The organism is Candidatus Zixiibacteriota bacterium (genome assembly GCA_040752815.1).
Lineage (GTDB): Bacteria > Zixibacteria > MSB-5A5 > GN15 > FEB-12 > JAGGTI01.
This window is the reverse complement of record JBFMGC010000002.1, coordinates 111,295-132,621: the sequence shown is the minus strand read 5'-3', so window position 1 is coordinate 132,621 and position 21,327 is coordinate 111,295. Positions and strand designations below refer to the sequence as shown.

Annotated in this window: 20 protein-coding genes; 18 read left to right on the top strand and 2 right to left on the bottom strand. The window is 58.4% G+C overall.

Annotated elements, in window-relative coordinates:
* Window positions 1-532 precede the first annotated feature (532 nt).
* The 13 genes from trpS to AB1772_01300 all read left to right on the top strand — a co-directional run bounded on the left by trpS (window position 533) and on the right by AB1772_01300 (window position 14,361).
* The gene (trpS, locus tag AB1772_01360; GenBank protein MEW5794984.1) at window positions 533-1,537 is read left to right on the top strand and encodes a tryptophan--tRNA ligase; all 1,005 of its coding nucleotides are present in this window, start codon (window positions 533-535) and stop codon (window positions 1,535-1,537) included.
* Window positions 1,534-2,337 carry a segregation/condensation protein A gene (locus AB1772_01355; protein MEW5794983.1) on the top strand — a complete coding sequence of 268 codons (804 nt, stop codon included), beginning with the start codon at window positions 1,534-1,536 and terminating at the stop codon, window positions 2,335-2,337. Before trpS ends, AB1772_01355 begins: the two co-directional genes overlap by 4 nt.
* The gene (gene scpB / locus AB1772_01350; protein MEW5794982.1) at window positions 2,334-3,155 is read left to right on the top strand and encodes an SMC-Scp complex subunit ScpB; all 822 of its coding nucleotides are present in this window, start codon (window positions 2,334-2,336) and stop codon (window positions 3,153-3,155) included. Before AB1772_01355 ends, scpB begins: the two co-directional genes overlap by 4 nt.
* Before the next feature lie 38 nt (window positions 3,156-3,193).
* Window positions 3,194-3,922: a pseudouridine synthase gene (locus AB1772_01345; protein ID MEW5794981.1), complete on the top strand. Its 729-nt coding sequence runs from the start codon at window positions 3,194-3,196 to the stop codon at window positions 3,920-3,922.
* Window positions 3,923-4,397: 475 nt separating this feature from the next.
* The gene (locus AB1772_01340; GenBank protein MEW5794980.1) at window positions 4,398-4,841 is read left to right on the top strand and encodes an Rrf2 family transcriptional regulator; all 444 of its coding nucleotides are present in this window, start codon (window positions 4,398-4,400) and stop codon (window positions 4,839-4,841) included.
* 45 nt (window positions 4,842-4,886) lie between these two features.
* Window positions 4,887-5,483 carry a hemerythrin domain-containing protein gene (locus AB1772_01335; protein MEW5794979.1) on the top strand — a complete coding sequence of 199 codons (597 nt, stop codon included), beginning with the start codon at window positions 4,887-4,889 and terminating at the stop codon, window positions 5,481-5,483.
* Window positions 5,484-5,959: 476 nt separating this feature from the next.
* Entirely contained in the window at window positions 5,960-6,712 is a 753-nt protein-coding gene (locus AB1772_01330) for a hypothetical protein (protein ID MEW5794978.1), read from the top strand.
* Window positions 6,700-7,614, top strand: coding sequence for a lysophospholipid acyltransferase family protein (locus AB1772_01325; GenBank protein ID MEW5794977.1), 915 nt, complete (start codon window positions 6,700-6,702; stop codon window positions 7,612-7,614). Before AB1772_01330 ends, AB1772_01325 begins: the two co-directional genes overlap by 13 nt.
* A gap of 120 nt (window positions 7,615-7,734) precedes the next feature.
* Complete coding sequence (locus tag AB1772_01320) at window positions 7,735-9,018, top strand: efflux RND transporter periplasmic adaptor subunit (GenBank protein ID MEW5794976.1); 1,284 nt, start codon at window positions 7,735-7,737, stop codon at window positions 9,016-9,018.
* Between the two features lie 11 nt (window positions 9,019-9,029).
* A complete protein-coding gene (locus AB1772_01315) occupies window positions 9,030-10,337 on the top strand; it encodes an ABC transporter permease (GenBank protein MEW5794975.1) in 1,308 nt (435 codons plus the stop codon).
* 29 nt (window positions 10,338-10,366) lie between these two features.
* Window positions 10,367-11,866, top strand: coding sequence for a TolC family protein (locus AB1772_01310; GenBank protein ID MEW5794974.1), 1,500 nt, complete (start codon window positions 10,367-10,369; stop codon window positions 11,864-11,866).
* Window positions 11,866-12,906: a lipopolysaccharide heptosyltransferase II gene (gene waaF, locus AB1772_01305; protein MEW5794973.1), complete on the top strand. Its 1,041-nt coding sequence runs from the start codon at window positions 11,866-11,868 to the stop codon at window positions 12,904-12,906. Before AB1772_01310 ends, waaF begins: the two co-directional genes overlap by 1 nt.
* Before the next feature lie 171 nt (window positions 12,907-13,077).
* Window positions 13,078-14,361: an FAD/NAD(P)-binding oxidoreductase gene (locus AB1772_01300; GenBank protein MEW5794972.1), complete on the top strand. Its 1,284-nt coding sequence runs from the start codon at window positions 13,078-13,080 to the stop codon at window positions 14,359-14,361.
* A gap of 38 nt (window positions 14,362-14,399) precedes the next feature.
* Here AB1772_01300 and AB1772_01295 read toward each other — a convergent pair whose 3' ends face one another.
* On the bottom strand, window positions 14,400-14,624 hold the full coding sequence (locus AB1772_01295) for a hypothetical protein (GenBank protein MEW5794971.1): 225 nt from the start codon (window positions 14,622-14,624) through the stop codon (window positions 14,400-14,402).
* A gap of 198 nt (window positions 14,625-14,822) precedes the next feature.
* A complete protein-coding gene (locus AB1772_01290; GenBank protein ID MEW5794970.1) occupies window positions 14,823-16,907 on the bottom strand; it encodes a DUF4388 domain-containing protein in 2,085 nt (694 codons plus the stop codon).
* A gap of 739 nt (window positions 16,908-17,646) precedes the next feature.
* Between AB1772_01290 and AB1772_01285 the strand changes: the two genes are divergently transcribed.
* The 5 genes from AB1772_01285 (at window position 17,647) to AB1772_01265 (ending at window position 21,313) form a co-directional block, all read left to right on the top strand.
* On the top strand, window positions 17,647-18,249 hold the full coding sequence (locus AB1772_01285; protein MEW5794969.1) for a hypothetical protein: 603 nt from the start codon (window positions 17,647-17,649) through the stop codon (window positions 18,247-18,249).
* A gap of 81 nt (window positions 18,250-18,330) precedes the next feature.
* A complete protein-coding gene (locus AB1772_01280; GenBank protein ID MEW5794968.1) occupies window positions 18,331-19,437 on the top strand; it encodes a L,D-transpeptidase family protein in 1,107 nt (368 codons plus the stop codon).
* Window positions 19,434-20,090, top strand: coding sequence for a L,D-transpeptidase (locus AB1772_01275; GenBank protein ID MEW5794967.1), 657 nt, complete (start codon window positions 19,434-19,436; stop codon window positions 20,088-20,090). The genes AB1772_01280 and AB1772_01275 overlap by 4 nt, the downstream gene beginning before the upstream one ends.
* 28 nt (window positions 20,091-20,118) lie before the next feature.
* Window positions 20,119-20,784 (top strand): hypothetical protein, encoded by a 666-nt coding sequence (locus AB1772_01270; GenBank protein ID MEW5794966.1) that lies wholly within the window; start codon window positions 20,119-20,121, stop codon window positions 20,782-20,784.
* A gap of 190 nt (window positions 20,785-20,974) precedes the next feature.
* Window positions 20,975-21,313, top strand: a complete 339-nt coding sequence (locus AB1772_01265; protein ID MEW5794965.1) for a metalloregulator ArsR/SmtB family transcription factor — start codon at window positions 20,975-20,977, stop codon at window positions 21,311-21,313.
* Window positions 21,314-21,327 lie beyond the last annotated feature (14 nt).

Here is a 21,327-nt window from a genome sequence, read left to right as displayed (position 1 = left end):
GCGGGCGGGTTCAATGTTTGTGTCTGGCCCTACTATCTGGCGCGGGGTTTGGGGGGCCCGCCCCATGACTCACTACGAGACTACTCGTCTTTGTACTTGCCGCAGATGATGTAATACGGGCCTTTGCCGATACAGGGTGGCGGTTTCACCGCTGTGCCAAAGCCCGGCAGGGAGATTAACTTCATTTTACTATCTCCTTTCATGGGATGGGGTAGAAGGTTGAACTGCTGGAACGTGATCACGTGCATGGCCGGGAGCGTAAATAGCCGCAGCCACGAGCGCCCTTCCGAGACAGGTGGGTTGTGTTCGTGCCATGTGTGAAAAAGCAATAACGACGGGACGCATGAACCGAGTCCAATCCTGTCCAAGTGGAGTATAGGTAACGGAGAGGGGATTGTCAATTCGCAACTGAAGCGTGGGCGCTTGAAACTTTTTAGATGGCAGGACCTTACGCTGCATCCCCCCTTTTTAGTTGCTTTAGTTCGACCCCGCACCTACCATCGCGGTCTGTTATGGCGTTACAGAGTGTACTATGACCGAAACGGCACCGAAGAAAGAAACTATTCTCTCCGGCATGCAGCCCACCGGCGCGCTTCATATCGGCAATCTCGAAGGCGCCCTCCGGAACTGGGTCCGCCTTCAGGACCAGTACTGGATGTATCTCTGCATTGTCGACTGGCACGCCCTGACCGCCGATTACGAAGACACCTCGGTGCTGAAAGACCGCGTTTTGCAGATGACTATCGATTGGCTCGCGGCGGGGCTCGACCCGGACAAGTGCGCGCTCTTCATCCAGTCCGAGGTCAAGGAGCACGCCGAACTGCACCTGATCTTCTCGATGCTGATTTCGATCCCGACCCTGACCCGCCTACCGACCTATTTGGAGAAGAAGAAAGAAGGCCTCGATTCATACGGCTTTTTGGGATATCCGGTCCTCCAGGCGGCGGATATTTGTGTGTATAACGCTCACAAGGTGCCGGTCGGAAAGGACCAGGAGAAACATATCTGGTTAGCGGCCGATCTCGCCCGGCGGTTCAATACAGTCTACAAAAAGGTCCTGGTCGAGCCGCAGGTGCTTTTGACCGAAATACCACTGATTCTAGGAAGTGACAATCGGAAGATGTCCAAGTCGCTCGGGAATCACATTCCGATCGACTTCACCGACAAACAGACCGAAAAAGTAATTCGCGGCTATTTTACCGACCCGAAGAAGGTCCGCAAAGGGGATCCCGGGACCCCGGAGAAGTGCCCGGTTTACCTGCTGCACCGGATTTACACGCCCGAAGCGGAGACCGAAATCGCCCCCGGCTGCCGATCGGGAGAGCTCGGGTGTGTGGATTGTAAAATGAGACTGGCGGGCAATCTCAACGCCGGCCTGGAGCCCATTCGTCAGCGTCGCGCCGAACTGGTGAAGCGGCCCGATTATGTCTGGGACGTGCTGGCCACCGGCGCGGCGCGTGCTCGGCAGCGGGCGCAAAACGTGATGGAGAAGGTTCGGTCGGCCATGAAAATGGCCTATCGGGAAAAGAAGAAATGACCGAGGAGACTCTCGACACACAAACCGACAACTACCGGGTCAATCTTGAGATTTTCAGCGGCCCGCTCGATCTCCTTCTGCACCTGATCAAGGTGGAAGAAGTTGATATATACGATATCCCGATCGCAAGGATCACGAGCCAGTATTTACGCTATATCGAGCTAATGAAAACGCTCGACCTGGAGGTAGCCGGCGAGTTCATCCTGATGGCGGCGACATTGATCCGGATCAAAACCCGGCTGCTTCTGCCGCAGGACGAGACCGACGAGGACGAGCCCGATCCGCGCGAAGAACTGATCATGGCGCTGGTCGAGTACAAGAAGTACAAAGAGGCGGGCGATATCCTCGGGGAACGGGCCAGAATCGAAGAACACTACGTCATACCGCCGTCGCCGGTGGAGCAGATCACCGGAGCGGTCGACCTTCAGCCGATGACCTCCCTGTATGATCTGATTGTCGCTTTCCGCGATGTCCTGGCCACCAAACCGGCGCGAGAAGTACATGAGGTGAACGCGCAGCGGGTGACGATCGAAGAGCGGATGCTGCGCGTGGTGCAACTTCTTCGGCAGCGCGAATCGGCCACGTTTCTCGACCTGTTTTCGGATGCTCCGCACAAGATTGTCGCGGTGGTGACATTCGTGGCGGTGCTCGAACTGGCGCGAACGCATCGTATCCGCATCCACCAGGCGCTGCCGTTCAGCGAAGTCAGAGTATATCCCGGCGAGCATATCAACGCGCCGCTGAGAGAGATTGACCTGGTTGACTATGCCAACAACGAATCGCAGAGTGTGACTGTATGACCGACGAGCAATACCGGAATTCCAAAGTTGAAGCCCTGATCCTGGGCTCACCCGAACCGCTGCCGGCGCGCCGAATTGGCGGCGTTTTGAACGACCTCACCCCGGCGCAAATCGCCTTCGCGGTGGCGGAGCTGAACACCAACTATGCGGCGGCGGGATCGAGTTTCCGCATACGGGAACTCGCCGGCGGATACCAGTTCTACATTCTGCCAGAGTACGAGGGCGTGGTGGAGAACCTGCTGACCCGGCGGCGGCAGCTTCGTCTCAGCCGCGCTGCGCTGGAGACGGCGGCTATCATAGCCTACCGCCAGCCGACCACCAAAATTGATATCGAGCACATTCGCGGGGTTGCCTCCGACGGTGTAATCCGTACGCTCCTGGAGAAGAACCTCATCCGGATTACCGGCCGCGCCGACACGGTCGGCAAGCCGCTGCAGTACGGCACTACCGACGAATTTCTCAAGTTCTTCGGGCTGGCTCGTCTCGAAGACCTCCCAAGGATGGAAGAAATCGAGGAGATGATTGCCTCGGCTGAGCCGCAGCGCCAGACCGAGATGGCATTTGTGCTTGGTAGCGATAACCAGCCGGTGAAACTGAATGTCGCCGACGGCACTTTCGATCCGGAGCGTCGGGAGCGACTTGAAGACGGCATTCCCGACGGGATCGACGAGGAACCGTCGCCTGAAAACGAGGGTGTCGCCCGGCTCGTACTGCAAAGGCAAGGCGAAGTGGCCGAATCGCCGGATGAGCCGCTCGATCCGGATGAAACTCGCGCCGAGTCCGAGCAACCGGCCGCTGCCGGAGCGGGCGACTCCTGAAGGCGAAAACCGGTGTTAGCTGGGTGCCATAACCCGGTATGTCTCTAATTCGCATTAACAAGTACCTTTCCCTGTGCGGGGTGACCTCGCGCCGGGGAGCCGATGACCTGATTACGGCCGGTCGGGTCACGCTTGACGGTTGTCCTCTCACCGAGCGGGGCACAGTGGTAAACACCGATACGGACCTGGTCAAAGTCGACGGTGTCGAGGCCAGGCCGGTGACTGAAAAAGTCTATGTAGTACTTAACAAGCCCAACATGACCATGACCACGCTGCACGATCCGTTCAAGCGACGGACAGTGGTCGACTACCTCAGGAACTTGCCTCACCGAGTCTATCCGGTTGGACGGCTCGACTATGACGCCGAAGGGGTGCTGTTGCTTACTAACGACGGCGATCTGGCCTTCCGGCTGGCCCATCCCCGATATCAGGTACCGAAGATCTATGAAGCGCAGGTGGAGGGTAGATTCGACAAAGAAGACGCCGACCGGATAAAGCGCGGGATCAAACTTGACGATGGCGCAATCGGACACGCCAAGGTGCTCATCCTGGGATACGGCGCCGATCAAACGCGGCTGCGGCTGCTTCTGACCGAGGGGCGCAAGCGAGAAGTGAAACAGCTTTGCAAAGCGGTGGGCCATCCGGTCATTCGCCTGCGCCGGGTGGAATTCGCCGGTATTCAACTGAAATCGCTCCGGACCGGGCAGTACCGTCATCTCACCCGCGCCGAGATAAGCCGCCTTCGCCAGATGGTGGGGTTGGTGTGACCTGACGCCGGCGGTGGCCCACCCGCTTGCGGGTGGGATGGGATCCGCTACCGCCCTGTGCGTGACGGTCGTCCTCGGCCACCACGTCGTGCACGCTACACGAAACCTCAGCGCCCTACCCTCGAACACCGATCGGCAGGCCTCCGTGCCTGCCGCCGAATTGTAGGTCGAAACCAGCCCGTTTCGGGCGGTCTCGACAGAGCTCGAAGAGCGTGGAGCCATCCGTCGGCAGATGAGGGCATCTGCCGGGCACGATTATGCAGCCGCCGACAGATGAGGGCCCCGCGCTTCTGCGCGGAGCCGGGCACGATTATGACGCCGTCGGCCGTTGAGACCTCCACGCGCCGGGCACGATACACGCCCGGAATCCGACATTTGCCCAACACCCTCTTCCGGCAAGAAAAAATACCTCAATTTCGGGCTTGACAAAGTCGATATATAATCGCATATTGACATGCGATTAGGAGATTATGTTATGATTTCCCGAACCGGTATCCACGCCACGCTCGCGCTCTCGTTCCTGGCCCAACTGCGGTCGGGCGAGTACGCCGGTGCGGCCAAGATCGCCAGAGAAGTCGGCGCCCCGCAAAACTACCTGGGCAAGCTGCTCAAGCAGTTGGCCGAGTTGGGGTTACTGGAGTCACAGAAAGGTTTCGGCGGCGGTTTCCGGCTCGCCCGGAAAAGCGTCCGGATCACTCTGTACGACATCCTGGAGCCGGTCGAGCGGGTCAGCAAGTGGAACGGCTGCTTTATGGGGCGCTCCCGGTGCGACGAGAATTCGCCCTGCGCCCTACACGATCGCTGGAGCCGGATTCGGGACGAATACATGGGTTTCCTAAAAGCGACTACGCTGGCCGATGTGGCCAACGGTGACGCAAAAGTACAGAAAAAGCCGGTTCGTCATCGACGACGAACTTAAATGTCAGTGTTGTTCAAATTCAATTAGTGTCAGGAGTATCGAATTATGAATCCTACAGCAATCCTATCCGATGAACATCGGGTGATAGAAGTAGTCCTCACGGCTGTCGAGCGGCTCGCAGAAGAAGCGCTCCGCGAGGGCAGGCTCGATCGTGAATCGGCCGAGAAGGCGGTCGACTTCATTCGTTCTTTCGCCGACAAATGCCACCACGGCAAGGAGGAAAACCACCTGTTCGCGGCGCTGATCGAAAACGGAATGACTAAAGAAGGCGGCCCGGTCGGGCAGATGCTTTACGAGCACGATCAGGGCCGGCAGTTTGTGGCGGGCATGGCGGGGAATATCGAGGCGGCGTCGGGCGGCGACGCCACCGCTGTGCGGGCGTTCGCTCACAACGCCGGCGGCTATGTGGAACTGCTGCGCGCCCATATCCAGAAAGAGGACCGGGTGTTGTTCCCCATGGCTGACCGCATACTCAGCGGCGACGAGCAAAACCGCCTGCTCGAGGCGTTCGGCCACGTGGAGTCTCATCACATGGGTGAGGGGACGCACGCGAAGTATTTGAAACTGGCGGTCGCACTGGCGGACAAATACGGGGTGCCCCACAAGATCGAAGTAAAAACCTCCTGCGGCTGCCATCATTAGGCGTTTGGTGTGGCGGTCATTGGGCGCGTCCGGCGGCATGCATTAGCGACGTAGCTCATAACGCCTGAGTCGAATGCGTTGGCGTGAGACGTGGTTTTGACAATTGTGTTTCGCTGAAATGCGAACAACCCACTGCGGGCGCGCTACCAGATATCAGATAGATATCGAATGATGGCAGAATCGACGACCGAGCGCGGTCCAGGGATTCTGCCCCCCCCCTTTTTTTCACTCTCCTGTCTTTGTTCTGGGCCGTTGATTATATTCGCCCGATGAGGTCTTGTGCAGGCGTTTTCGTTCTGGCCGGAGTAATCCTGCTCTCTTGAGCACTCTACGCCGAATCGAGCCCGGTTCAGCGAGATTATTTTACTTACCACTTCGATCATCCGCACTATGTCGACCTCGCCGATTCGATCCTGCAGGCAACTCGAACCCGGCTGCAAAAGCTCCTTCGCAGCGATCTCGAGTTTCAGGCCGAGGTGTACCTCGCCGCCTCGGAAGCGACCTTCGACAGCCTGATCGGGGGCCAATTCCCGGATTGGGGTGCGGCCGCCGCCATTCCCGTGCGGCAGCGGATCGTGATAAAATCGCCGGACTCGTTTCGTCTCAATCGACCCCTGCGCGAGCTGCTGGCCCATGAGTACTCCCATCTGGCCCTGGCCTATCGAACCGGGCTACACGCCGCGCCACGCTGGTTCGACGAGGGCCTGGCGATGGTGGTCTCGATGGAGTGGTCCTGGTCGGAAAATCTCACCCTCAATCTGGCGTCGGTAGCCGGGCAGTTCGTTCCACTCGAGGAAATCAATCAGGTCAATCGTTTCGACGAATCCAAAGCGCGGCTGGCCTACGCGCAATCGTACGTGGCCGTGCAGTATTTGTTTGACACATATAAGATCGAAGGTGTGAACATCTTCTTAGATCAGCTGGCGCGGGGTGTGCCGATCGATATTGCCATGATGGCTGCCACCGGGTCGAATTATGCTGATTTTGAAGAGGAGATTCGCGTATATTTGCGCCAGCGATTCAATCTGGTGGGACTGATGGCGGACACGATCTATTTCTGGCTGGCCCTGGCGCTGATACTTGTGATCGGCTTTGTTTTGAAGATACTCCGGCGCCGCAAGGTTTACCGTCGCTGGGAAGAGGAAGAGAAACTGGCGTCGACAGACTTCGACTACGGTGATCCCCGGCGGCCGGAAGAAAGCGACGATGACGAGCCATGGCGTCGCTGAAACATCGTATCGAATATCTGGCCGCCCTTTTCGGGATGGCTGTCGCCAATGTCCTGTCGGCCCGCCTGGCCGATGCCTTCGGAGCGGCGCTGGGGCGAGTGGCCCATCTTCTGCTCACATCGCGCCGCCGCCTGGCCTTTGACAACATGAAACAGGCGCTGGGAACAGAGTTGACAGATCGCCAGATTCGTGATCTTGTCAGAGGTGTGTTCACCAATCTCGGACGGACAGCAGTGGGGCTGGCTCGGTTCCGGCGGATGGACTCCAGTGATACCAAGGCTATCGTGGACGGCTCCGCTCTGGGGCCGGTGAGACGGGCGCTCGAGGCGGGTCGCGGCGCGGTGATCGTGTCGGCGCACTACGGCAACTGGGAGCTGTGCGGCACCGGTCTGGCGGCGCTCGGGTTTCCGACCCACGCTTTGGCGCTAACACAGCAGAATCCGCTGATTAACGGGCTGGTGATTAATCTTCGCGAGCGGATTGGTGTCAAGGTGTGGGAAGTTCCGGCCAATACGCGGCCGGTCTTTCGGGCGTTGCAGGACAACCACCTGGTGCTCATGATCGCCGATCAACACGCCTCCGCGGGCACGCTGGTGATGGACTTTTTCGGGCGACCGGCCGCGGTGGCGCGCGGGCCCGCCCTTTTTGCGCTCCGCTGCGACTGCCCCCTGGTACCGGTGCTGCTGCGACGAGACAATTATGATCGGCATGTGTACGTGGTCGGAGATGTCATTTTGCCGCCGCACTCGGGCGATGACGAGGCGGATATCCGCGCCATGACTGCCGCGTACTTGAGTTTTCTCGAAGCGCAGATCCGGAATCGGCCCGAGCTGTGGATGTGGACCCATGACCGGTGGAAGATCAAAGTACGGGTGAGCAACTATGCGGAGGAATCGGCGTAGAATGGATGAATGTCGTTTGGTTCGGGTAGACTGTCGTTTGGATTCGGTAGGTCGGGACCTTTACGGTCCCGACATGAGGTCTGTGCCACGTTAACGAGCCCCAAGGATTGAGGTCAGCAAGTGAGTAAATATGCTATCGGCGCTCTGGTTTTAATCATCATTGTCGGCGGGTATCTCGGCGTAAACGCGCTCTTTACCAAAGGGTACGAGATCCCCACGGTGCAGGCGAGTGTCGGCCCGCTGAATATCACGCAGCAGGCGACCGGCACGGTCGATGCCGCCCGGGCGTACACGCTTTCCGCACCGCGAATACGCAGCCTGCAGATCACCTGGCTCGCGCCGGAGGGGTCACATGTTGAGGTCGGCGACACAATAATCAAGTTCGACGCCACCCAGCAGCTGGCCGAGCTGGCCGACAACGAGTCGACTCTCAAGATCATGCAGACCACCCTCGAGCGCGCCAAGCAGGAGTACACCATCCAGAAAAAGAACCTGGAACTTGAGCTGCAGCGCGCTGAGCGCAAGTACGATGAGCAGAAGCACGAGGCGCCCCGCCTGGCCGAGGAGGCCAGGCTGGAGCTCGACCTGGCCAAGCTGAATTACCAGGGGAAACTGGACCAGTTGACGTCGGATGTACAGAAAGCTGAGCTGGAAGTCCAGCGGGCTCGCGACAAAGTCAATATCGCGCGCAAGGAACTGGAGCAGATGACGATCACTGCGCCTATCCCGGGTATGGTGGTCTATCTCGAAATCTGGAAGGGGAGCGCGATGGCCAAAGTGCAGGAGGGTGATTCCCCCTGGCCGGGCCAGGGACTGGTCAATCTGCCGGATTTGAGCGAGATGATTGTCAAGGCGGCGGTGTCCGAAGTGGACGCGGCGCGAGTGGACTCCGGGCAACAGGTGATTGTTACGCTCGACGCAGTTCCCGATCGAAAATACGCCGGCGAGGTAATCAAGAAGAGCACTCTGGCCCGAAAGAAAGATCCCAATTCCAAGATCAACGTTTTTGATATCGAAGTGGTTATTGACGACAAGGACGAGCAGCTCAAGCCGGGTATGTCGGCGGCCTGCCGCATCGTAATCGACCAAACGCCTGACCTGGTCAAGGTTCCGCTCGAAGCGGTCTTCGAGAAAGAGGGTCGGACGGTGGTTTACCTGGACAACAAGCGCGAGGCTGAAGTGAAAGTCGGCCGTCGCAACGACATGGAAATCGAGATTACCGAGGGGCTCAAGGGGGGCGAGAAGATCTGTCTGGTCGATCCTACCCTGGAAGAGCCCACCCTGCCCGGTGAAAAGGCGACCGAACCGGAATTGAACAAGGGACGGCGCATGCCCCAGGGCGAGGGCGCTCAAAGGCCGCAAGGGGGTCAGCAGCACCCGCAGGGGGGGCGCAGGCCGCGCTGAACAGGCTGACCATGGATTACAGCCGAGTCTTACAAATATCGACCGATTCGCTCACCGCGCACAAGCTCCGTACCGCCCTGACCATGCTGGGCGTGATCATGGGGGTGGCGGCGGTGGTGTCGATGTTATCAATCGGCGAGGGGGCCAAGCAGGAAGCGCTCGAACAGATCTCGATTCTCGGGATCAATAATATAATCGTCAACGCGCGGATCCCCGAAGAGACTCCCGGGGCGATCCAGTCTTTGGGGCGTTCGCCGGGTCTTTGCCTTGAGGACGGCGCCAATATCGCTCAGTTCAGTGATCTGGTGGTAAACGTGGTGCCGCAACGCTTCGAACCGATTCCGACGGTTGGTTACTCAGGCGGCGAGGCGGCGGTGCGCGTAGTAGCGACCGAGCCGTCGTTCGTCTATTCATCGTCAATCGACGTCGAACGGGGACGGTTTATCACCGAATTAGACAACGATGAGTTCTCGCAGGTGTGCGTGCTGGGAGCGAAGGCGAAGCGGGAGTTGTTTGCCTTTGAAGATCCGATCGGCAAATCGGTGCGAGCCGGGGATCTCGATTTTGTCGTGATCGGCGTGATGGCGGACAAATATATCGGCCGCGGCAAGGTTGAGGGTCTCGAACTTAAGAACTTCAACGAGGACGTGTACATTCCCTTTCGCACCGCCGCCAAGAAGTTCGACCGGGTGGTTCCCCAGGCGGAGCGGCAGATTTTCTGGCGCCACGGCGGCATGACCGAGACCGAACCGCAGCAAGCATACAACACTCCCGAAATAGATCAGCTCACCATAACTGTTGCCGACCTCGAATTCATCCCCGCGGTCAGCAAACTTGTGCAGCAGGTTCTCAAGCGCCGCCACGGTGGAGTAGAAGATTATGAAATTGTCGTTCCCGAGTCGCTGCTGCGCCAGTCCCAGAAGACACAGCAAATATTCAATATCGTGATGGGCGCAATCGCCGGGCTTTCGCTGTTGGTGGGCGGTATCGGTATCATGAACATCATGTTGGCGACCGTGCTCGAACGCACTCGCGAGATCGGCGTCCGGCGGGCGGTGGGAGCGCGCCAGAGCGATATCCTCCGCCAGTTTCTGCTCGAAGCGGTGGTCATCTGCTTGCTGGGCTGCGCGATCGGCCTGGCGGTGGGCTATATTATCTCCCGCGCGATTACTTTTTATGCCGGCTGGCCGACGATTATCTCTCTGTTTTCGATTGTTCTGGCGGTCGGCGTTTCCACCGCGGTTGGACTGATCTTCGGGATCTATCCTGCGCGCAAGGCGGCTCAACTGGACGTGATCGAGTCGCTCCGGTACGAATAACCTTTTGTCATTTTAGAGGACTTTAGCGTATGCACACGCCAAGTGTCAGTCAGGCAGTACTTCTTGGCGGCTTGCTGGCGGTCGTATTCGTACCGCCGGCCAGGTCGCGGGATTTAACCCTCCAGGAGGCGCTCGATATAGGTCTGAGCCGCACCATGCGGGGCGAGATGATCGAGGGAAATCTCGAAGTCGCCCAGCAGCTCTATTCGGCACGGCGTATCAACATGTATCTTCCGGAGATCTCAATCAACGGGTCGCTGCCCAGTTTTCGAAAGTCACTGGCCTATCAGCCGTTTCGCAATCCGCTGGACCGCCAGCCGTTCAAGACGCGCAATCTCGACTTCAGCTCGTTCATTGAGCTTAAGCAGACGCTTGTCACCGGCGGCACGCTGACCGCCACCGCCGACCTGACATCAGAGGACAACCGGTACCCGGACACACGGTACGATCCTGTGGACGAAGTGTTCGTTGACCAGTTGCGTAAACAGGGATCGTTCAGCTTCAGCCTGGCCCAGCCGCTGTTTCGGCCATCGTCGGTGAAAAACGAACTTCATAACCGTGAGGATGATCTCAAGATTGCCGAGGTCACCCGTCTCGAAGAGACCACGGCGCTCAAGAAAGAGATCACCGAAGCCTATCTCGGTACGCTGCAACTGGCGCTGCAGGCCGAGATTGCCGGAGACAAGCTCAAAAAGGCGTCGCTTCAGGAGCATATTGATTCGGCCAAACTGTCCGATGGTGTGCTGTCTGAGGAAGGATACCTGCTCACCGGTTCCGCCCGGTTGGACGCCGAGCTTGAGGGGCACTCGGTCGAAAACCAGTTGGGTGAACAGCGGCGCGAGCTGGCCACGCTTCTTGACTTTGACGCCACCGACACGCTTAATCTGGCGCTGCCGCCTGTGCCGACCCATATCGACGAGGCCACGCGGCAACGCCTCATTGCCGACTGGGAAAACGCCGCGCCTATCAAGAAGGCGGAACACCAGTACGCGAAGGCCAAACGCGAGGCTGATTACGCCGCGGCGGGCCACGGTGTGACCGGCGACCTGGCGGCATCGTATTCGTTCGGCAAGCAGCGAATCGAAACCGAGCGTGCGGTGGATGCAGACGGCGCACGAGAGACCACCGAGGAAGATGTTTCCACCAATTCGTGGACTGTCGCCCTGCAGGTCAAAGTGCCGCTCTGGGACGGAGGCGCCGGCAGCGCCGCAGTGCGGGCGGCCCGCTACCAGGCCGAGCAGGACCGGTATGAATTCACGCGCGCCCAGAGATCGGCCCGCGCCAAGATCATCAACCTGATTAACGAACTCGACGTGTCGTACCAGAGGCTGGCCATCATCAACAAGCAGATCGGGTTGGCCGAGGAACGCCTTGCGATCGCCCAAGGGCGATTTGCCGACGGCCGGATTTCGGAGTTGACCCTGCTGGAAAGCCGGACTTTCTTACTGGAGACCAGAGATCGATATCTCGAAGAACTAAAGAAATACCTGCTCAATCGGATCGATCTGGAAAGCAAGTACCTGAGCTGATGGCGGTAAAGATCATCATACGCACGCCCAATCACCTGGGCGATTGCATCATGGCGATGCCCATGGTCAACGAGACCCGCGAGGCCTATCCCGGCTCCACGGTAACCGTACTCACACCCCAGCACCTGGCCGATCTGTTTATCGGCAATCCCGGAATTGACCGGGTTCTGACGATTCCGACTGAACATGTGCACGGCGTGATCAGCGTGTTTAAGGTGAAGGAGATCATCGCACCGGGCGAATTCGACCTCGGGTACATCCTCCCGCCCTCGTTCGGAGCGGCTTCGTCGTTCAAGCTGGGTGGGGTGAAAGAGCGTATCGGGTATATTGCCGACGGCCGCCGTTTGCTTCTGACCAAGCCTCTGCCGCTGCCGACTCCGCTGAATTCGGAACATCGCTCCAAAGTCTATTTCGATCTGCTCAGGCGCGGCGCGGGGGTGTCTATCGACTATGTCAAACCGAAAATCTTCCTTAGCGAAAACGACATCACCGGTGCCATGAAACTTCTGGGCGGTTTCGGTATAGCCGAGTCCGACAAGTACGCGGTGCTGGCATTTCGCGCCGTAGCGGAATCGCGCCGCTGGGGAACCGAGAATTACACTGAGCTGGCGCGGCGAATCATCTCCCAGTGCGGAATCAAAGTGGTATTGGTCGGTACCGAGGAAAACCGGAAATCGGGCGATGATATTGTCGGGGCCGCCAAAACAACCGAGGGGGCGATAGTCAACCTGGCGGGGAAGACCTCGCTGCGTGAGCTCGGCACTATTTGTTCGCGAGCCGTGGTGTTTGTCGGCAACGACTCCGGGCCTGCGCACCTGGCGGCGGCGGTGGGGGCGCCGATCGTAGTATTGTCGGGAGCCGACGATCCGAAAGAGACTTCGCCGATGGCCGGTAAAAAGCGGATGATCTATCGCGAACAGCTCGAGTGTATCAGCTGCGTGAAGAACAAGTGTCCGCTCAAGGGAGGTGATTTCATGCGCTGCATGAAGGAGATTACCGTGGACATGGTGATGTCCGAGTTGAAGACCCTGGTTCAGTAGCAGGTGGGAGTTGCCGGGTCTCAATGTGCGTGATGTGTTGGCGGCGCCGACCGGGGGGCGGTAGTCAAATTCCTACCGTTCTTGTTGCGTAGAACACTCGACAGCGGTATTACGGTTGGTGGTGCGCTGTGACCGCACAATCGTGGGAGCAGGGATTATGGAGCGTATCAAATGTTTAAGGAAAATCTGCTGTCACGCCGCGGATTCATCGCCTGGGGCGCCGGTGCGCTCGTCGCGCTGGCGAATTCGCGCGTTTTGGGAGAAACTATGAGCAGTAGGAGCACGACACTGATTTTGGGCGGCGGGTTTGGCGGTATCGCAGCCGCGCGCCACTTGCGTCGAATCCTTCCTGACCGGCACGAGATCACTCTGGTCAGCAAGAGCCGCACGTTCCAGGTGGGCGCCACCAAGACGTGGGTTATGCTTGGCGAAGTCGATCCCGCGGCTGTCGCCCATCCTCTTGACACTCTGGGCGCCCACGGGATAAAGGTGGTTTATTCGGAAGTCGAGGGAATAGACCTTGAGAACATGCAGGTGAAGACGACGGACGGCGCGCTGAAATCGGACTTCCTGGTCATCGCCCTCGGCGCAGAATTGACTTTAGCATCGGTTCCAGGTCTGGGCAGTGCCGCCGAAACGTTCTATACCCGCGGCGGTGCAATCCGATTGCAGGAAACGCTGCGGCGGTTTGATGGCGGTCGCATTATCTTGTTGATTCCACGAATCCCTTTTCAGTGTCCCCCCGGACCATACGAGGCAATAATGCTGTTGCACTCGCACCTGGGAGATCGCGGGTTGCGTGCTAAATCGCCGCTCGATGTCTTCACGGTCGAAAAGGCTCCGATGGCGACCGCCGGGCCGGAGATCGGAAGGTACATCGTGGAACGATTGAAGGAACGCAATATCGGATTTCATCCCCAATGCCAAGTAGATCGGGTCGACGGTGAAAAGAAAGAGGTGGTTATGTCCGATGGCAGCCGCGTCGCCTACGATCTTCTGATCGCTATACCGCCGCATGTGGCTCCGCGGGCGGTAAGGGACAGCGGACTCACCAATCAGGCAGGGTGGATCCAAGTGAATCCCGGCACTCTTGAAGTGGCTGAATCGCCGGTACCGGGACGTGTGTTTGCTGTCGGCGATGTTACCAGCTTACCCCTCCCTGGGCGATTCGTGCCGGATATGCCACTGGTGTTGCCTAAAGCCGGAATCTTTGCCGAGCGCCAGGGCGCTGTGGTGGCACGGCAGATCGCGTCCCGGCTAAACGGTAACGAGCCGGTGGAGAAGTTTGATGGAACCGGGTTTTGCTATATCGAGTTGGGTGGCGGGTTGGCGATGCGGGGTGACGGTAATTTCTTCCAGATGCCCCACCCGTCGATGTCTCCCCGAGAGCCAAGCGCAGCGCAACTGACGGATAAGAAAGCCTGGATTAACGACTGGATATCGACTTACCTCTAAACTAAAGCGGCGGCGGGATTCAATCTCAGCAAGGCGCTTCAGTCCCCCCGGAAGAACTGGAAGTAGGCGAGTACGGCTATTACCAGTGAGAAGGCGATGCCGCACAGGAATCCCGTTCTGAATGTGTCCAAACCCGCAAAAAGAGATTTCTTCTTTTCCGACCGAGCTGCCAGATCAGCATGGCAGTGCTTGCATCGCACCGCGCCCGAGGCTATCGGCTCCTTGCAGTAGGGGCATTTGGTCGTTTCTTTGGCGAGTGACATAGCCCAAGATGACTTTTGATCGGCGGCTGAATCAACCACAAAACGTGGTGTCGGCGCCGCCACGGCGCGCCGGCCGCAACCCGTAAGTCCAAGACTGTCGGGCAGGGTCGCCCGACAGCGCAATTGCGAGCCGCCCTCTGGCGAGATCACGGTGCGTGGTGGACGTCCCCGTCCACCACGATTTGCCCGTCGAACGGCTCACTTGGCGGCGGTCCGGGTTTTTTCGTCTAGGCGACGGCACCCTTCCATGAGCAAAGCCTCATTGGCGGTGTCGTTATTCGGTTCCGGCAGAGCTTCCGGCTTTATCGGCCGCACCACCCACTTGCCGGATCGCCAGGTCACGGCCTCATACACGGCCTCAGCGCCAGATTTGTCCCCGCACTGGGCGAAGATGATCTTCCCCTTGTCAAGGCAGATAGTCAGCTTGCCTTCCTCGGAGGCGACTCGGATCTTCGCGGTTCGCCCACCCGGTCCCATGGCCTGCAACAGATCTACCAGATTCATGTCTTCGAGATTACCGGAAGTCACTGTAGAGCTGTCGCTGTCGATATCGCCCTGACCCGCCTGCTGGGCAAAGCGGGTGCGAAGCTTGTCCAACTTGACCACGAGAAGGTCGAGCGAGTTCTCGATCGGGATGACATCTTCAAGTCCGAACTCGAGCATGGCCGCAAGGTCTGACGCCGCCTGCCCGCCGGAAATCAGGAACGTAGGCACGGACTTGAGATCGACCCCCTTTTTGGCCAGCCCGGAAACCAGTTGGCGCGCTTTAGCGGGCGAACCGGACTGTAGCAGGACCATCATGTCGGGTCGGGAACGGTGATACATCTCGACAAACTTCTCGGTACTGCCCATCGATACGGGCCGGAAACCCTCCTCCTTAAGCCGCCCCGCGATAGCGCTAAGATAGTCCATGTCCTCACAGTACATGAGAACCTGGCTGAACGTGCCGGCCTGCGCAGAGGATTCGTCGAGAATCTCCTGCTCGATCAACGCCAGGAATGCAGTGGTGACCTCGCGGAGAAAGAGACGGCCGGTCATGGCCTCGAGATTGCCGCGCACCAGCTCGAATTTATCGAGTGAGAGGCGCTTATCGAAAGTGACATTCTCACAGAACACGTCCACGATAGTGAGGATATTGCCGCCGAGCGGCTCTATGGGCAGGCGCTTGGTGTATTTCTGTTCGAGGTCGATATACATCGAGCGCAACATGCCTACAATCAGCGGCGGATAGCTGAGTGAATCCAGGAGCTTGGCGGTCATCTGTACACGAGTGCGGCAGTCGGGCGCCGACTTGGATTCGCCGTAATAATAGCGTGATATATCATGCAGGTAAGCGGCGTTGACTATATTGATACGGTCCTTGTCGGGCAGACCGAGTTGCTTGCAAAGGCGGTCGACGTATTTGCCTACGACAACGGCATGGTTCTGGGCCGACGGCTCGCGCGGCGCCAGCAGCGACGTGAACAGTTGGGTGTTTTTGACAATCAGGTCCTCGGTGTCACGGTAGCCGGATTCATGCAAAAGCATCCGCGCCACTGACTCATAGTAGCGAACACGGGTACGCGGCGACACTTTGCGCAGGCGATCGATCAGGTCGATATAATCGCCGGGTACGGTATCCCGGATGAACACCGCGCAAAACGTCTGTTTGCCGATAAGCCGAATGGCATCATCGGCCGAGTCGGAGCAGACCACGCGAAAGTCATCCCGTTCGAGCGCCGCCACCAGCGGCCGGTCGGCATCGAGGTCGTCGCTCACCAACAGAATCGCGGTGCCCTCAGCGGCGAGCCGGACGGCAACGTCGTCGGCTGACTCAGTGGTCGACGTCAAAAGCTCCGACGCGTAATACTGAGTCACGGCGGGGCGCAAAGACAATTCAGCCGCCACGCACAGGCGAATCTTCTTGCCGCCCGTGACGAACTTCAGTTCCTCGATCAGGTCTTTGTCTTTTGGGTTTTCACATGCGATGCTGAGGGTGTTGGTGGCCTTATCATACGCGAACGGGATGACCGTCCGTGCCACAGCGAGATTGGCCGGCAGCATACGGACGATATCCGGGGGTATAGCCACCCGCGACAGGACGACGGTCTCGCAGTTGAACTGCCTGGCCAGAGCTCCGAGAAGTTGCTCCTCGGTCACATACCCTAGGCGTACCAGGTGGGAGCCAAGTCGACCGCCATGTTCCCGCTGATACTCGAGGGCAGCCTTGACCTGGTCCTCGTTGACCAACCCCTGCCACAACAGGATTTCATCGATTCGCAGCGTGCTGTGTTTCCGGCTCATAATTCAATGTCGTCCCGCTTTGCTGTCCGGTGGTCGGTCCGTCCCTGTAAGTAGGGAAATGCGTTTATTCCCCGGTGCCTTCCGGCGCCGACCTTTCGCCTATCTCTCATGTAATCGGAATCTTTAGCGGCCAATACAGAGGAAACAGCTGCGCGATTATTGAACAGGCCGGAACTCGCGTACAGTTAGATCGCTCGTGCCGTACGCGTGGGCGAATCAGTTGGAGCGGGCGGTCAAGTCTCGGTCGACCGCGTCGTAGGCTCACTCCGTCTGGAAGTCGGCAACGAGGAGGATTTCTCGCGACTCGGTCAAGATCAGATGAAACCAGTTTTTTCGCCTGAGGTGGAAGACCGCCCCTTCCCATATCGCCGGCCAAGGGCCGGAACTGTATGTCTGACATTATCTTGACACGACCGGAAAAGAGCGGAAATGGCCGTATATTAACCTTGACAGGGGGTTTGGGAAAATTTTGATTTGGGGCCGTTTGTGCCCTGAGAGTGTTCCTGGGGGCGGTCGATTTTCAGTTGCCTCCTCAGCCACATTGTTTCGGGACACAGAAATGATAACGAGAACCATAAGTTCTTAGAGTACCGAAACATTTGCTTGCCGGCGAAAGCCCAGACGTAAATCGATGTGAGCTTTAGCCGGACGGACTAGCACAGGCCGGACCGACCCTGTTGATGTCCGTAGAGTTTAACCCAAGCGTCCAAGAGGATGGTCGGTCGAAAGGAAACAACATATGTTAACGCGTGTGTCGTCAATCCTGGTGGCACTCGCTGTCGCCCTTCTGGTCACGGGTTGCGCCAAGGCCCCGCAGGAAGAGCTCAAAGCCAGCGAAGATGCAATGGCCAACGCTCAATTGGCTGAGGCCCAGGATTACGCTCCGGCGTCGTACCAACAGGCGATGGATTCTCTCAACGCCGCCAAAGTCGAGATTCAGAATCAAGATTCCAAGTTTGCTCTGTTCCGCGGCTATGGTCGGGCGAAAGAACTCCTGGCTGCTGCTCAGAGACTGAGCGACCAGGCGGTGACCGACGCCCAGGCCGCCAAAGAGCAGGTTCGTCTCGAAGACAGCACGTTGATCGCTCAGATCGACGGTCTGTTCGTAACCGCCAAGGACGCCCTGGCCAAGGCCCCCAAGGGGAAAGGCACCAAGGCCGACCTGGAACTGATAGCGTCCGACCTCGCTGCGGTTGAGCAGGCTCATGCTGCTGCGCTGGCCGACTACAACGCCGGCAAGTACCTCGCTGCGAAACCGAAATTCGAGGCTGCGGTATCACAGTTGAACCGCATCATCTCGGACATCGAGGCCGCCAAGGCCAAGGCATCGGGGAAGCGGTAAGATAGTACTGAACCGCAAAAGACTGCCATAAGCGGAGGGTTGCCTGGAAACGGGCAGCCCTCCGCGCAGTTGTAGGAGCCAATGAGACCACGGATGACACCGGGCAAGAAGCGCTGGATCTTTGCGATATCGATACTCCTCCCCCTCCTGCCGGCCGTGGCTTGGATGGCCGCCCTGCATTACCGCACGCCGCCACTGGGGAGTCTCCACAGGGCATACCGGGCGATCGATCGCGCCCGGCTGGCAGGCGCCGAGAAGCACGCCCAAGCTAAGCTGCACGACGCCGAGTTGTTCCTAAAGCTTGGCGAAGATGCTCTCCAGGCGGAAAACGCCTCGTGGCATCCCTTTGGGTCATACCGTTTCGCCGATTCCCTGCTCACTCTGGCGGCGGTCAAGGCAGGCATAGCCCGCGAAGCCACGACGGACATCAAGGAGGCCGCCCGCGATGAAGTAAGCAAGGCGCTCTCGGCAACCGAGCGCGAGATCGACGGCTGGCGGCGTCGTTTGGACAGCGGTCTGGCGCCCATGGACTGTCAGCATCTGCTGACTGCGGCCAGTACGAGTCTGAATCTCGCCCGCGATCTGACTGTCAGGAACCAGCACCACGAGGCAGAGTCGCTGCTGCAGACTACAGATTCGCTCATCGAAAGACTCGCCTCACACTACGAACGCTACCAGACCCAGAACGAGGAGAACCTCCGTCATTGGAACGCCAACGTCCGCCGAACAAAAGAACACTCCCGCAAGACCGGCGAGCCGGCCATCATAGTCGACAAGACCGCCCACAAATTGTACTTGATTCTGAAAGGCGAAGTGGCCGCAATCTACCCCTGTGATCTGGGTTACAAATCGGCCGTGCAAAAGAGGGTGTCGGGTGACGGCGCCACCCCGGAAGGCATGTACCGCGTCACTGAAATCAAGCGTTATAGCAAGTACTACCGGGCGCTGCTTCTGAATTATCCCAACGAGTCGGACCGGCAGCGCTTTCGGCAGGCGCAGCGCGACGGCACGATTTCGAAGCGGGCGCGGATCGGCGGGCTAATCGAAATCCATGGCGATGGCGGTCAGGGCAAGGACTGGACCGACGGGTGCGTGGCCGTCACCAATGAGCAGATGGACAAACTGCTGAAGTACGCGGTAAAAGGTATGTGGGTGACAATCGTACGCATGACGGAGCCGCTGCCGTGAACAGATGGCTGGTAATCATACCGGCGGGTGCAATTACGCTGGTTTTGCTTCTGATGGGGATCCTCCTCTGGACTTCACAGGAGTCGTTCGTGAGTCCACTCCAAACGTCGGCGAGCTCAACGAGCAACGAAAGCGCCATTACCGACAAGACCAAGGGCAAATCCAAACCTAAGAAAACGCGCAGCAAAGTACCGTCGGGGCGGCTCAGGCTCACCAAGCCGTATGTCGTGATCGACCGCTACGCCAACCGGCTGTACTACCGAACCGAAGACACCGTGCTGCTCAGCGCGGACTGCTCCACCGGCTCCGGTGCGGAGCTGATCGACACCCTCACCGGTCGCCACTGGAAATTCGATACGCCGGTGGGTGTCTTTTTCGCCGACAGCAAACTCGAGGGTCCCTGGTGGCGCAAGCCGGACTGGGCGTTTATCGAGGAGGGTGAGGAGATCCCGCTCACCGATGAGGAGCGCATGGATCCGTATGTTATGGGGGAGTATGCGATCGGATTCGGCGACGGTTTCTTTATCCATGGCACGCTGTACGAGCGTCTGCTGGGGGTGAGTGTCACCCACGGGTGTGTCAGGCTGGGGGAAAAGGACCTTGAGTATCTCTACAATCGGGTACAATACGGAACATATATCTTCGCATACTAAGTCGTTCTTGAGGATTGCCCGTGTAACGGTGCCGGCTTTTCTGTTGCTCGCGGCACTGACTGGGGCAGACCCGGTTTTCGCCCAGACCAAAGGGAAAACTCAGCCGGCCAAAACACAGCAAACCAAAACCCCGCCCACCCCGGAGAGCGAATACGCCGCCCGCTACAAGGGAGCCGAGGCCGCCCTCGCCGGCGGAGACCGCCCGTATTTCATACTCGATTCCAAGAAGCTGCGGCTGCGTCTCAAAATCCGTGGCGCTACGGTGAAGGACTATTACTTCAAGCTGGCCGACGGCGACTCCGAGGACGTCAAGGATTTTTGCGAGCTGGCAGGGTCAGGAGATTCGGTTGCGAAGGCTATGGTCCGCCTGCACGTGTTCGAATCCGAGCGGCAGCTCAATGATACCGTGCTCGGTATCGTGGCGGGGGCGACCACCGCACCGGCCGAGCTGATCCAGCGATACCGTCCCGAACGGCTGACAGTGACTTTCCAGGACAGACTCGTGCTCGACGTGCGGGCACTGGACATCAACGGCACGGAATCGTCATGGTCGGCGAACCTGGCGGAGAGACTGCGGCTGTTTGCCGACGATCTACTCGGCGGTGAGACGCTGACCATCTATATCCCTCGCGATGACGCCATGTCGTTTTATGGCGCCTGCCAGAACGCGCCGCCGCTTCTGGTGGCGCCCTGACGCCATTCCGTCAACCGTTCGTGCCGGTGGGCGGCAGACCCCTTGATCTCCTTCACGAGGCAACCCTCTTGGGTTGGACGGGTTTGACCGTCAATTTGGCGGCAAATTCTATCACTATGCCAGAAGAAACTCTTGACAACAGTTTCGGCCTAAAGTATATTAGCATATACTTAAGTAGATCGGAGTTAGGATGAGCCGTGTGAGTACAGCAGAACTATTTAAACTACTGTCGGTAGATAAAAGGATAGAGATTATCGAACTTCTCAAAAAGAAAGCCATGAGTGTCAACGCTATGGCCGAGGCTCTGGGAACGACGCAATCAGCGGTATCCCAACACTTGCGAGTTCTTAAAAGCGCCGGTTTTGTAAAGAATGAAAGACGAGGATATTGGATATATTACTCCTTAAATCGAGATAGCCTTGAAAGATGCCGTCAAAGGCTCAACCGCGTGTGCACCTGTGGCTGCTTAGGAAAACGTGTCAAGATGGAGCGGCCGCAAAAAGAGCCGTACAAAACAAAGGTAGGGTGAATTTTTTCCCCCAT